13 protein-coding genes are annotated in these 12,916 nt (G+C 72.3%); 5 read left to right on the top strand and 8 right to left on the bottom strand.

Features of this window, described 5'->3' with window-relative positions:
* Window positions 1-187: 187 nt before the first annotated feature.
* A complete protein-coding gene (locus ACZ6B8_RS33245) occupies window positions 188-1,558 on the top strand; it encodes an L-serine ammonia-lyase (RefSeq protein ID WP_471609714.1) in 1,371 nt (456 codons plus the stop codon).
* A 30-nt stretch (window positions 1,559-1,588) separates the two neighbouring features.
* Here ACZ6B8_RS33245 and ACZ6B8_RS33240 read toward each other — a convergent pair whose 3' ends face one another.
* Window positions 1,589-3,184 carry an alpha/beta hydrolase gene (locus ACZ6B8_RS33240; protein WP_471609605.1) on the bottom strand — a complete coding sequence of 532 codons (1,596 nt, stop codon included), beginning with the start codon at window positions 3,182-3,184 and terminating at the stop codon, window positions 1,589-1,591.
* A 155-nt stretch (window positions 3,185-3,339) separates the two neighbouring features.
* On the opposite strand from ACZ6B8_RS33240, the gene ACZ6B8_RS33235 reads away from it, so the two are divergent.
* Entirely contained in the window at window positions 3,340-3,552 is a 213-nt protein-coding gene (locus tag ACZ6B8_RS33235) for an EF-hand domain-containing protein (RefSeq protein ID WP_358709394.1), read from the top strand.
* Window positions 3,553-3,633: 81 nt separating this feature from the next.
* Here ACZ6B8_RS33235 and ACZ6B8_RS33230 read toward each other — a convergent pair whose 3' ends face one another.
* Entirely contained in the window at window positions 3,634-4,446 is an 813-nt protein-coding gene (locus tag ACZ6B8_RS33230) for an ABC transporter ATP-binding protein (protein WP_471609604.1), read from the bottom strand.
* Entirely contained in the window at window positions 4,443-6,245 is a 1,803-nt protein-coding gene (gene leuA / locus ACZ6B8_RS33225; RefSeq protein WP_471609603.1) for a 2-isopropylmalate synthase, read from the bottom strand. Before leuA ends, ACZ6B8_RS33230 begins: the two co-directional genes overlap by 4 nt.
* 227 nt (window positions 6,246-6,472) lie before the next feature.
* Between leuA and ACZ6B8_RS33220 the strand changes: the two genes are divergently transcribed.
* The 3 genes from ACZ6B8_RS33220 (at window position 6,473) to ACZ6B8_RS33210 (ending at window position 8,274) form a co-directional block, all read left to right on the top strand.
* Window positions 6,473-7,165 (top strand): FadR/GntR family transcriptional regulator, encoded by a 693-nt coding sequence (locus ACZ6B8_RS33220; protein ID WP_471609602.1) that lies wholly within the window; start codon window positions 6,473-6,475, stop codon window positions 7,163-7,165.
* Window positions 7,166-7,273: 108 nt separating this feature from the next.
* Complete coding sequence (locus tag ACZ6B8_RS33215; protein ID WP_471086153.1) at window positions 7,274-7,486, top strand: hypothetical protein; 213 nt, start codon at window positions 7,274-7,276, stop codon at window positions 7,484-7,486.
* Between the two features lie 128 nt (window positions 7,487-7,614).
* On the top strand, window positions 7,615-8,274 hold the full coding sequence (locus tag ACZ6B8_RS33210) for an NADPH-dependent F420 reductase (RefSeq protein WP_471609601.1): 660 nt from the start codon (window positions 7,615-7,617) through the stop codon (window positions 8,272-8,274).
* An 18-nt stretch (window positions 8,275-8,292) separates the two neighbouring features.
* On the opposite strand, the gene ACZ6B8_RS33205 is transcribed toward ACZ6B8_RS33210, so the two are convergent.
* The 5 genes from ACZ6B8_RS33205 to ACZ6B8_RS33185 all read right to left on the bottom strand — a co-directional run bounded on the left by ACZ6B8_RS33205 (window position 8,293) and on the right by ACZ6B8_RS33185 (window position 12,876).
* Entirely contained in the window at window positions 8,293-8,844 is a 552-nt protein-coding gene (locus ACZ6B8_RS33205) for a glycoside hydrolase family 25 protein (RefSeq protein ID WP_471086147.1), read from the bottom strand.
* A gap of 111 nt (window positions 8,845-8,955) precedes the next feature.
* Entirely contained in the window at window positions 8,956-10,140 is a 1,185-nt protein-coding gene (locus ACZ6B8_RS33200) for a YncE family protein (RefSeq protein WP_471609600.1), read from the bottom strand.
* On the bottom strand, window positions 10,140-10,934 hold the full coding sequence (locus ACZ6B8_RS33195) for a polysaccharide deacetylase family protein (RefSeq protein WP_471609599.1): 795 nt from the start codon (window positions 10,932-10,934) through the stop codon (window positions 10,140-10,142). Before ACZ6B8_RS33195 ends, ACZ6B8_RS33200 begins: the two co-directional genes overlap by 1 nt.
* Window positions 10,935-11,320: 386 nt before the next feature.
* Entirely contained in the window at window positions 11,321-11,980 is a 660-nt protein-coding gene (locus ACZ6B8_RS33190; RefSeq protein WP_471086138.1) for an ATP-binding protein, read from the bottom strand.
* Window positions 11,981-12,108: 128 nt separating this feature from the next.
* A complete protein-coding gene (locus tag ACZ6B8_RS33185) occupies window positions 12,109-12,876 on the bottom strand; it encodes an enoyl-CoA hydratase/isomerase family protein (protein WP_471609598.1) in 768 nt (255 codons plus the stop codon).
* Window positions 12,877-12,916 lie beyond the last annotated feature (40 nt).

Here is a 12,916-nt window from a genome sequence, read left to right as displayed (position 1 = left end):
TTCGTACCCTTTTGTTCGTACGCTTTTGTTCGTACGTACGAAACGTCGGGGCACCCCGCACACTGGACAGTGAGCGGGGTGCCCCGCACCACGTGACCCGCTCGTGGTCCCGCAGTTCCGCACCGCCTTGTACTTCTGCTCCACCCCGGCAGACAACGGCGTCTACCAACCACCCTTGGAGTTTCCCGTGGCCATCTCGGTCTTCGACCTGTTCTCGATCGGCATCGGCCCGTCCAGCTCCCACACGGTCGGTCCGATGCGCGCCGCCCGGATGTTCGCCGGGCGCCTCAAGAACGAGGGCCTCATGGCCCACACCGCCGCGATACGGGCCGAGCTGTACGGCTCGCTCGGCGCGACCGGCCACGGCCACGGCACCCCCAAGGCCGTCCTGCTCGGCCTGGAGGGCGAGTCGCCGCGCACGGTGAACGTGGAGAGCGCCGACGACCGCGTGGACGAGATCAAGAGCAGCGGCCGCATCAACCTGCTCGGCGTGCACGAGATCGACTTCGACTTCGACGAGGACCTGGTCCTGCACCGCCGCAAGGCCCTGCCGTACCACGCCAACGGCATGACGATCTTCGCGTACGACCGTGAGGGCGCCCTCGTCCTGGAGAAGACGTACTACTCCGTGGGCGGCGGCTTCGTGGTCGACGAGGACGCCGTCGAGGGCGCCAACCCGATCGTGCCGGACGACACCGTCCTCAAGCACCCCTTCCGCACCGGCGACGAGCTGCTGCGCCGCGCCGAGGAGACCGGCCTGTCCATCTCCGCGCTGATGCTGGAGAACGAGAAGGCCTGGCGCACGGAGGAGGAGATCCGCGAGGGGCTCCTGGACATCTGGCGCGTGATGCAGGCCTGCGTGTCCCGCGGCATGTCCCGCGAGGGCATCCTGCCCGGCGGCCTGAAGGTCCGCCGCCGCGCCGCCAACTCCGCCCGCCAGCTGCGCGCCGAGGGCGACCCGCAGGCCCGCGCGATGGAGTGGATCACCCTCTACGCGATGGCCGTGAACGAGGAGAACGCCGCGGGCGGCCGCGTCGTGACCGCCCCGACGAACGGCGCCGCGGGCATCATCCCCGCGGTCCTGCACTACTACATGAACTTCGTCCCGGGCGCCGACGAGGAGGGCGTGGTCCGCTTCCTGCTCGCGGCCGGCGCCATCGGCATGCTCTTCAAGGAGAACGCCTCGATCTCCGGCGCCGAGGTCGGCTGCCAGGGCGAGGTCGGCTCCGCCTGCTCGATGGCGGCGGGCGCCCTCGCCGAGGTGATGGGCGGCTCCCCCTCCAAGGTGGAGAACGCCGCCGAGATCGGCATGGAGCACAACCTCGGCCTGACCTGCGACCCGGTCGGCGGCCTCGTGCAGATCCCGTGCATCGAGCGCAACGGCATGGCGGCCGTGAAGGCCGTGACCGCCGCGAAGATGGCGCTGCGCGGCGACGGCTCGCACAAGGTCTCCCTCGACAAGGTCATCAAGACCATGAAGGAGACCGGCGCCGACATGAGCGTCAAGTACAAGGAGACGGCGCGGGGCGGCCTCGCGGTCAACATCATCGAGTGCTGACCCCGGTGCGGGTCCGCCCCTCGGTGCGCGTCAGCAGGTCGCGCCGGGGCGGACCCGTTTCCGTTCGATGAGGTAGGCGTCGACGGCGTCCGAGACACAGCGGCCGCCGCGCCCGTAGGCGGTGTGGCCGACGTCGTCGTACGTCAGGAGCATGCCGCCCGGGAACTGCCCGGCCAGGCTCTCGGCCTCCTCGTACGGGGTGGCCGGGTCGCCCGTGGTGCCGATGACCAGGACCGGCGCCACCCCGTCGGCCCGGACCCGGTGCGGGTGTCCCGCGCCGGGCCCCGTGGGCCAGTCCTTGCAGGTCAGCTCGTCGAGCACGCTCGTCGTCCCATAACTGCCCGCCGTCTTCTCGGCGGCGCCGAGGGCCTTCCAGTACGGCGCCTCCGTGCGCGGGTGGGGCACGTCGAGGCAGCTGACGGCGACGATGGCGTCGTCGTCGTTCTCGGCGGCGGCCCGGGAACGGGGGCGGTGCGTACGGCGGGACTCCGTGGCCGGGGAGTCCGACTCGGCCATGCGGGCGAGCCGCGTCCCGTCGCCGTCGTCCGCCGCCTCCAGCGCCCGCGACAGCTCCTCCCAGTCGTCCTCCGGGCTGTACATCGTGGCCGTGACGACGTCGAGCACCGTCCGGGCGTCGACCTCGTGCAACTCCTCGTCGGTGACCGGCAGCGGCGCGCGGGCCGCCCGCGCGTACACCCCGTCGAGCAGCGCCGCTATCTCCGCCGGGGTCGAGCCGGGGCAGCTGTCGCCCGCGATGTCGGCGCAGTACTCCGCGTAGTCGTCGACCGCCCTGCGGAACCCGGCACCCTGGCTCAGCGCGCGCTGCCGCCAGTCCAGGGCGGGGTCCACGGCGCCGTCCAGGGCCAGGGCACGGACCCGGTGCGGGAACTGCTCGGCGTACGACGTGCCGAGGCTCGTGCCGTACGACCAGCCGAGATAGGTCAGCCTGCGGTCGCCGAGCGCGGCGCGCAGGACGTCCAGGTCGCGGGCCGCGTCCACGGTGCCGACGTGCGGCAGGACGGCGCGGCTGCCCCGCACGCAGGCTGCGGCCTGCCCGTCGGCTTCGGCCACCGCGCGGGCGCGGTCGGCCGGGGTGCGGGGGGTGAGGGGCTCGGGGCCCTCGCCCTCGTCGGTCTCCTCCTCGTCCGTCTCCGCGCACGAGACCGCGGGGACGCTGCCGCCGACGCCGCGCGGGTCGAAGGAGACGATGTCGAAGCGGGCGCGGAGCCGCGCGGTGAACGCCTCGCCGCCGTCCGCCTTCAGGTCGCTCACGCCGGAGGCGCCCGGTCCGCCCGGGTTGTAGACGAGCGAGCCGATGCGCCGGTCCGGGTCGGCCGTCTGCGCCTTCACCACCGGCAGCACGAAGGTCTTGCCGTCGTCAGGGCGGGCGTAGTCCCGAGGGACGGTGAGGCGGGCGCAGCGCAGGTCGCCGCAGCTCTTCCAGGCCAGCCGCTGCCCGTAGAACCGCTGGAGCTCGGGGCGCGGGGCCGTCTTTCCGTCGTCCGGGGCGGCCTCACCCGGCGCGGTGCAGCCGGTGAGTGCGGCGGCGGTGAGGGCGGACAGGGCGAGGGCGAGCGGGCGGCCTGCGTCCCGCCAAGACCGGCGGCGGGGGTGGACGGGGTTCAACGGGTCGCTCCCAGGTTCGATGTGCTCGCCCTGGGAAGACGGGTACGGCCGCCGTCCCGCTCCACCGCCCGGCGACCAATCCCCGCGAGGGGCACGCGCCGGGGCTCCCGCTACCCTGACCCCCGTCAGTAGTGCACGAAGAAGGGGTGGATCCGGTGGCGGACATCGAGGAAGCGCGCAAGACGTTCGAGCAGTTCGACGCGGACGGCGACGGCTTCATCACGGCAGCCGAGTGGAAGAGCGCCATGGCCAGGATGGGCGACTTCTACCAGACCGAGGCGGTGGCCGAAGCCGTGATCGGCTCGAAGGACACCAACGCGGACAAGCGCCTCTCCTTCGACGAGTTCTGGGCGAGCCTGAACAAGTAGGTCCGGCGGACGACAAGGGCCCGGCGCACGATGGCGCGCCGGGCCCTTCGCCGTACCCGCCCGCTCCCCCGCCGGGGCGCGTCAGCGGCTGGTGCGCACGCTCCACCGCCCGTCCCTGCGCTCCAGCCGGACGGGGTGGTCGAAGCACGTGCCGACCTGGTCGCCCGTCAGCACCTCGTCGACGGTCCCGGAGGCGAGGGCGCGCCCGTCGCGCAGCAGCAGCGCGTGCGTGGTGCCCGCGGGCAGCTCCTCCAGGTGGTGCGTGACCAGCACGGTGGCGAGCTCCGGGTGGGCCTCGCGCAGGGTGTCGAGGCTGTCGAGGAGGCGTTCGCGCCCGGCGAGGTCCAGGCCGGTGGCCGGCTCGTCGAGCAGGACCAGGCGCGGGCTCGGCATCAGCGACCGCGCGATGAGCGTGCGGGCCCGCTCGCCCTGGGACAGCGTGGGCCAGCGGTCTTCGGACCGGTGGGCGAGGCCGAGCAGGGCGATGAGCCGGTCGGCCTGCTCCTCCTGCCCGGGGGTGGGCCGCCACCGCGGCACCGTCGCGATGCTGTTGGTGAGGCCGGTGAGGACCACCTCGCGGACCGGCAGCGGCGAGCGCAGCGGATGGCGCGGGTTCACATGGCCCACGTAGGCCCGCAGCTCGCGCAGGTCGACGGTGCCGAGGCGGCGGCCGAGCACCTCGACCGTGCCGCGCGTGGGGTGGGTGACGGCGCCGCAGAGGCCGAGCAGGGTCGACTTGCCCGCGCCGTTCGCGCCGAGCAGCGCCCAGTGCTCGCCGGGGCGGACGGTGAAGGTGACGTCCTCCAGGATGGGCCGCCCGTCACGGACGACGGTGACGCGGTCGGCGTGCAGGAGGGGGGCGGCCGGGTCGCCGCCGGGCGGGATGGCGGTCATCGGCCGGCATCCGCCCGGTTCACCGCGGCGAGGACGGCCTGCACCGAGGCGGTCAGGATCGAGGTGTCCAGGCCCGCGCCCCAGCGGTCGACGTCGCCGACCCGGCACCGTACGTACGCGACCGCCTCGCTGCCGTCGCCCTCGCGCACGGCGTGCTCGGCGTAGTCCAGGATGCCGACGGTGATCCCGGCGGCGGCCAGGGCGTCGACGAAGGCGGACAGCGGGCCGTTGCCCACGCCCTCGAAGTCCCCGGCCCGCTCCCCCACCCGCAGGGTGCAGACGAAGCGGTGGGCGCCGCCCGGGGCCCGGTCGGTGGTCCAGGAGCTCAGGCCCACCTCGCCGTCCCGGCCCGGCACGACGTACGTCGCCAGGAACAGCTCGTACAGCTCCTTCGCCGTCGCCTCCCGGCCGCTGTCGTCGGTGGCCTCCTGCACCACGCGCGAGAAGTCGGGGCGCAGGGACGGCGGCAGGTCGAGACCGTGCCGCGTCTGCAGCAGATACGCCATGCCGCCCTTGCCCGACTGGGAGTTGACGCGGATGACGGCCTCGTAGCTGCGGCCGATGTCCGCCGGGTCGATCGGCAGATACGGCACCTCCCACGGCGCCTCACGCTCCGGGACACCCAACTCGGCCGCCCGCCGGGCATGTTGGGCGAAGCCCTTGCTGATGGCGTCCTGATGGGTGCCGGAGAACGCGGTGTGCACGAGGTCCCCCGCGTAGGGGTGGCGGGGGTGCACGGGCAGCCGGTTGCAGTGCTCGACGACCTCGCGCACGGTGTCGATGTCGGAGAAGTCGACCATGGGGTCGACGCCCTGGGCGTACAGGTTCAGGGCGAGCGTCACCAGGTCGACGTTGCCCGTCCGCTCACCGTTGCCGAACAGACAGCCCTCGACGCGCTGGGCGCCCGCCAGGACGGCGAGCTCGGCGCAGGCGACGCCGGTGCCGCGGTCGTTGTGCGGGTGGACGGAGAGGACGACGGAGTCGCGGCGGGCGAGGTGGCGGTGCATGTACTCGATCTGGTCGGCGTACACGTTCGGGCTGGCGATCTCGACGGTGGCCGGCAGGTTGTGCGTCACGGGCCGGTCGGGGCTCGCGTCCCACAGCTCGGTCAGCCCGTCGCAGACCTCCAGGACGTAGTCGGGCTCGGTGAGGTTGAACGTCTCCGGCGCGAACTGGAACCTGATGTCGGCGTGCGGCCGCTCGTCGGCGAGCCGCGCCATGTGCGCCGCGGCCTCCCGGGCCACGGCGCGCACCTCGGCCCTCGACCGGCCGAGCACGGTGTCGCGCCAGACGGGCGAGGTGGGGATGTACAGGTGCACGACGGCGCGCGGCAGCCCGTCGATCGACGCGAAGGTGCGGTCGATCAGTTCGGACCTGGCGGGGGTGAAGACGACGACGGTCACGTCCTCGGGCAGCTCGCCGCGCGCGGCCCGCCCGGCCAGGTCCCGCACGAAGTCGAAGTCGGTCCTGCTGGCCGAGGGGTAGCCGACCTCGATCTCCTTGAACCCCATCGAGACCAGCAGGTCGAAGAAGCGGCGCTTGCGCTCGGTGTCCATCGGTTCGGCCAGCGCCTGATTGCCGTCGCGCAGATCGACGGGCACCCACAGGGGGGCGCGCTCGAACCGGGCGTCCGGCCAACTCCGCCGCGCGCCGGGGACGGTGACCCGATCCTGGTAGGGGCGGTAGCGGTGGTGCGGCATGGGGCCGGGGCGCTGCGGATTCCAGTCGTACGTGGGGCCGGGGACGCCGTCGACGGGGGTGCCGGGGCCGGGGATGCCGGGGGCGGTGACGGGGTTCATGCGGGGTTCTCCTGCTCCTGAGCTCGGTCGGCGGACCGGCAGCACGGCACCCCGCGGCGGGGTGCCGGTCGCTTCAGGCCCCGCCGCGGCAGCCGAGAAGAAGGAGACCGCGGAAGATCATGGGGCTACACTAGCCACACATCAGCTCCTCAGACAAGTACTCCTCAGACAAGTTCGGCCCGTACCCCGACGCCGTACTCCCGCCCGAAAGGCCCAAGGCCCACCCCATGCCGCTCGGCTCCGTACGCCCCAGCCCCCTCGTCGAACAGGCCACCGCCCGGCTCCGCGAGCAGATCACCGACGGCACCTGGCCGGTCGGCACCAGGCTGCCCGGCGAGACGACCCTCGCCCAGGAACTCGGCGTGGGCCGCTCCACCCTCCGCGAGGCCCTGCGCGCGCTCGCCGGCGCGGGCCTCGTGCGGTCCCGGCAGGGCGCCGGGGTCTTCGTGATCGCGACGGAGCCGGTCGCGGACTGGCCGGCCCGGCTGCGGCGCGCGGCGGTCGCCGACGTGTACGAGGTGCGCATGCTGGTGGAGGTCCAGGCGGCGCGGCTCGCGGCGTTGCGCCGCACCGACGAGGACCTCGCGGCGATGCGGGCCGCGCTCGACGGCCGCAGGGCAGCCGCCGCCGGGGCCGACCCCGCGTTCGTGGACGCCGACATCGCCCTGCACGCGGCGGTCGTGGCGGCGGCGCACAACCCCGTGCTCACCGACCTCTTCGCGGAGTTCGCACCCGCCCTGCGCACCGGCCTGGTCGACCTGCTCGAACTCACCGACGTACGGGCCGAGGAGGCGAACCACGGGGACGCCGCGCACGCCGCCCTGGTGGCCGCCGTCGAGGCGAGGGACGCGGAACGGGCGGCCCGGGTGGCCCAGGAGGAACTCGACGCCACACTCACCCTGTTGCGCGCCCGCGCTTAGGCCCGCCCGCCAGATGCCGCACGAGACCCGGCCCCGGCACGACCGGTGTGGCCCGTGAGGTGCGTGGGGCCGCCCGTGACCCGCGCTGGGGGTGATCGTTGGCAGGCCATGACGAACAACACCAAGCGCGTCCTCGCCGCCGTCGCCCTCGCGGGTGCCGCCCTGTCCTTCTCCGGTGCGGCCCAGGCGCAGGAGAGCCATTCGCAGAGCAACCCCGTGCCGGTGGGCGACGTGGCCAACGACGGCGTCGACGTCGTCGCCGGCCTCGTCCCCGTCGTCGAGAAGCAGACCAAGGACCTGATGGCCAGCGTCAACAAGTAGGCACAGCACCCCGGGACGCCGGCGACCCGAGAACCCCGCCCCGATCGCCGGCGCCCGCCCGGAATACCCCGGCCATTCCGGAGGTTGCCTCCGTTAAGACAGCGGAACTCCGGAAGGTCAGGTCAGTCATGAAGATCGGCATCATCGGCGCGGGCAACATCGGCGGCAACCTCACCCGTCGCCTCACCGCCCTCGGCCACGACGTGTCCGTCGCCAACTCCCGCGGCCCGCACACCCTCACCGCCCTCGCCGACGAGACCGGCGCGAAGCCCGTCACCGCCGCCGAGGCGGCGAACGGCGCGCAGGTCGTCGTCGTGACGGTCCCGCTCAAGGCCGTGCCCGACCTGCCCGCGGGGTTCCTCGACGGCGCGGCCGACGGCGTCGCCGTCATCGACACCGGCAACTACTACCCGCAGCAGCGCGACGGGAGGATCGCCGAGATCGAGGAGGGGCTGACCGAGAGCCGCTGGACCGAGCGGCAGATCGGTCACTCCGTGATCAAGGCGTTCAACGGCACCTACGCCCAGGACATCCGCGACAAGCCGCTCCCCCAGGGCGCCCCGGGCCGTGTCGCCCTGCCCGTCTCCGGTGACGACGAGGCCGCGAAGAAGGTCGTCCGTGACCTCATCGACGAGCTCGGCTTCGACACCGTCGACAACGGCGGCCAGGACGACTCCTGGCGTCAGCAGCCCGGAACCCCCGTGTACGGCCACACCGGCGGCGTGGACGAGATCCGCGCGGCGCTGGACGCCGCGTCGCGGGAGCGCACCGCGGAGTGGCGCGCCTGAGCCACCCGGCCGGGGACGTCAGAGCGTGGCCCAGTCCCGCATCACGGCCTCGCTCGCGAACGCGGCCACGTCCTTGTCCAGCGGCGTCGACGTGTACTGATGGATCGTCCACTTCGCCTGAATGCGCGGCTTGCCCGCCGTCACGTAGTCGGCGATCCACAGTCCGTCGCCCGCGTAGGACGTGGTGTCCCGGTTCAACCAGAAGTCGCGGTTGCAGTAGAGCAGGACCCGGTTTTGGGGGCGCAGCCGCTTCACCTCGCGGATGAAGCGGTCCTTCTCCGCGTTGCTGGCGCGCGTCCCGTCCCCGGTCGTCTCCCAGTCGACCGCCAGCAGGTCGCCGGCCTTCTCCGGCGCCTTGCTCACGAAGTACTCCGCCTGGGCGGTGATGTTCCCCGGCCACAGGAAGTGGTAGAAGCCGGCCACGCACCCGCCGTCGCGGGCGAGCTTCGTCTGGGCGGCCAGTTTCGGATTGATGTACGAACGGCCCTCCGTCGCCTTGATGAAGACGAAGGAGAGGCCGTCCGTGTCGAAGGTCGACTGGTGCGAGCTCACGTCGATGCCACGGATCACGGGCGCCTCCAGGGGGTGGGGGGAAGGCAGGAGGCCTGAACTTCCTGGACTTCCTGAACTGCCCGTTTGGTGCCCGTTGTCGGCCGCGGTGAACCGTCAACCATCAATCGTTCAACGGAAGATCCCGGTGTGCCCGAGCGAGTAGCGGCCCGGCTGGGGGTAGACGGCGAGGCCGTGCGGTCCGTCGCCGACCGGGATGCGGGCCAGCTGGACGCCGGTGCGGGTGTCGATGGCGTACACCTCGGAGTCGTAGCGCCCGGACAGCCAGAGCGTGTTGCCGTCCGCCGAGACGCCGCCCATGTCGGGGCTGCCGCCCTGCGGGAGCTTCCACTTCTTGGTGAGCTTGTTCTTGGTGAAGTCGAAGACGGAGATGGTGCCCTCGCCGCGGTTGGAGATGAACATCTCCTTGGAGTCGCGGCTCACGTACAGGCCGTGGCAGCCCTTGCCGGTGGGCAGCAGCTTCGGCTTGGTGAACTTCTTGCCGTCCAGGACCCACACGCCGTGCGCCATCATGTCGGCGACGTAGAAGGTCTTGCCGTCCGGCGACAGCTTCACGTCCTGCGGCATCGCGCCCTTGAACGGGATCTTCTGCTGGCCGACGACCTCCATCTTCTCGGTGTCGACCTTCAGCAGCTCGCCGGAGAACTCGCAGGAGACGATGAAGTAGCGGCCGTCCATGGAGAAGTCGGCGTGGTTGACGCCCGCGCAGGTCACCGGGACGGTCTTGACCCGGTTCATGGTCTTGGGGTCGCGGAAGACGAGCTCGCGGTCCATGGACGCCATCACGATGGCGTGCTTGCCGTTCGGCGTGAAGTAGAGGTTGTAGGGGTCGGAGACCTCGACCGTGCGGCCCTCCTTGCCGGTGACGGGATTGATCGCGGTGAGGCTGTCGCCGAGGTCGTTGTTGACCCACAGCGTCTTCATGTCCCAGGAGGGGACGACGTGCTGGGGCTGGTTGCCGACCTTGATGGTCTTGACGACCTCGTACTTCTCGGGGTCGATGACCGAGACCGTGTTGGAGTTGGTGTTGGGCACGTAGACCCGGTTCAGGAACTTCTTCGTCACGGGCTGCAGGGCGTTCGGCCGGTCGGCGGCATAGACGTCCTTCGGGTCGAGGACGGGCGGCATGCCGGGCAGGCCGGGGGCCGTCTTCGGCTTGGCGGGCTTGCGCACCCCCTCGGTGCCGAGGGCCTCGTCGGCGTGCTGGTCGCCGCCGCAGCCGGCGAGGACGGCGAGCGCGGCGCCGGCGGCGAGCACGGCCGCGGTGCGCTTGGTGAGGTTGTGTTTCTGGGACATCAGGTCAGCAGCTCCGTGGTCGTGACCGCGCGCAGGCCGCGGCGTTCCAGTTCTTTCAGGACGGCGGGGAGCGCGGCGACCGTGTCCGCGTACCCGAAGTGCAGGCTGACGACGGACCCCGCGCGGATCTCGCCCGCGATCGTGCGGGTGACGGCCGGGGCGCCCGGCGAGGTGAAGTCCAGGGAGTCGACGTCGTAGGAGAGGACGTGCGGGTAGCCCGCGCGGTGGGCGAGGCGTTCGACGAGGGGGGTCGCCGTGGGGGTGCGCGAGGGGCGGAACCAGGTGCCGATGGAGCCGGTGAGGCGGCGCAGCCGGTCCGCGCAGCCGGTGATCTCGGCGTAGGCGTCGGCCTCCGGCATGTCGTTGATGCCGAGGTGGTGGAGGGTGTGGTTGCCCAGGTCGTGGCCGCCGTCCAGGATGCGCCGTGCCATGTCCGGGTGGGCGTCGAGCCAGCTGCCGACGGCGAGCACGGTGACCTTGGCGCCCGCCTTCTCCGCCTCGGTGAGCACCGCCTTCGCGATGGCCGGGTCGCCCTGGCCGTGGAAGGTGAGCGCGACCTGGGGGCGGGTGCGGGGGCCGTGGGTGATCTGGGCGGGCAGGCCGGGAAAGCGGCGCGGCGCGGGGGCCGCGGGGGCGGGGCGGCGGGCCTTGCCCGGTGGGCCGGGCGACTCGGGTGCGGGCGGTCGGTCGGGGGCGGGGGCGGGGCCGGTCGCGGCGCACCCGGTGGTGAGCGCGCCCGCGGCGAGTAGGCCGGCGCCCGCGCACAGGGCTCTGCGGCGGTCGGTCTCGATCACCCGCCCATTTAATGGGAAAAACAGGCGAAAGATGCTTATTGCCCGCTTCGGGGTGGTGACGGGTCGGCACCCAGGGGCCGCGGCCGGTCGCCAGGGCCTTGCGTATCGCCTGTCACAGCCGCCGCTTAACCAGCGTTTACCAGGCAGGTGTCCCATCTCACCAAGGATTCACCTCTAAACTGTCATGGTTTGCCCGCTTATCGATGGACATGCCGCTTTGGATCGTCGACGCCCGTCTGCCATAGTCGGGGACACGACCCCCATTGACCCGGGCTCAGGTCGTCCCGGCGGCCGTGGATCACACCCCGATCTCCACGCCGCTTCACGAAGGCCCCCTCGCGCCGAACACGGCCGCCGGGGGCTTTCGCGTATCCGGACCGCGTCCGTCAGCGGTCGGCGACCCTCATCTCGAACCATGTCGTCTTGCCGCGCGGCAGCAGGTCCACGCCCCACCGGTCGGACAGCTTGTCGACGAGGAACAGGCCGCGGCCGCTCAGGTCCATCTCGTGGACCGGCATCAGGCAGGGCAGCCCGCGCGAGGGGTCGCGGACCTCCACGCGGACCCAGCCGCGCCGCCGCTGCATGCGCAGGCCGAAGATCCGGGCGCCGGTGTGCCGCACGGCGTTCCCGACGAGTTCGGAGACGAGGAGGACGACGTCCTCGGTGAGCTTCGGGGAGAGGCCCCAGTGGCGGAGGACGACGACCTGGGCGAGGCGGCGCGCGATGGCCGCGGACTCCGGGCGCGAGGGGAGCGGCACCTCCGCGTCCGTGGGGTTGCCGAACAACTCGAGCGCCTTGAGCGCGTGTTCGTCCTCCACCGCCGGCGACCACCGGGCCGCGGTCGCACCGCCCCGCCGCCGCGGCCGTTCATAACCCTCCAGCCCCGCCATGCCCCCATCATGGCCGCCCGAGGCGCCGCGCGGGGCCGTTCCGGCGGAATAAGCCCCCCGGAACCAACCATTCCGGGGGGCCGTGTTGACATATGCCACTGGCAGGGAAGCGCTGCGGAATCGACCCTGACCTGCGATGACCACCCGTCTACGCATGATCGCGGGGGGCCCGGGAGCGCGGATGCCCAAGGATCCGTCAAGCCGCTCACAATCCGCCCCTTCGAGGGACACGCCGGCCCGCCCGCCGCCCCCTTGGCGTCAACTGAGCCTGGATCAAGGCCAGTTCAGATGAACTTCGCCTTGCCCGGACCCTCCTCGACGAAGCTGCGCATGCCCCGCTCGCGGTCCTCGGTCGCGAACAGGCCCGCGAACCATGTGCGTTCGATGGCCAGGCCGGTGTCGATGTCGGTCTCCAGGCCGGCGTCGACGGACTCCTTGGCGGCGCGCAGCGCGATGGCCGGGCCCCGGGCGAGCCGCGCGGCCCAGGCGTGCGCCTGCTCGTACACCTCGGCGGCGGGGACGACGCGGTCGACGAGGCCCATGGTCAGCGCCTCGTCGGCCTTCACGTGGCGGCCGGTGAAGATGAGGTCCTTGGCCTTGGACGGGCCGATCAGACGGGCCAGGCGCTGGGTGCCGCCCGCGCCGGGGATGACGCCGAGCAGGATCTCCGGCTGGCCGAGCTTGGCGTTGTCCGCGGCGATCCGGAAGTCGGCGCAGAGCGCCAGCTCGCAACCGCCGCCGAGCGCATAGCCGTTGACGGCGGCGACGACCGGCTTGGGGATGCGGGCCACGGCGGTGAACGACTCCTGCAGGGCCCCGGAGCGCACGACCATGGCCGCGTGGTCCATGGCCTGCATCTCCTTGATGTCCGCGCCGGCCGCGAACACCTTCTCGCCGCCGTGGATGACCACCGCGCGTACGTCGTCGCGGCGGGTCGCCTCTTCGGCGAGCTCCTTGAGGCGGTCCTGGGTGGCGATGTCCAGGGCGTTCATCGGGGGGCGGTCGAGTCGGATCGTGCCGACGCCTTCGGCGACTTCGAGGTGTGCAGTCATGACAGGCACGTTAGCGGGGGTTAACGCCGAAAGGCCCGGT

Source organism: Streptomyces sp. NPDC041122 (assembly GCF_055592445.1).
Note: the sequence above shows the minus strand (reverse complement) of the source record. Positions and strands in the feature narration are given on the sequence as shown.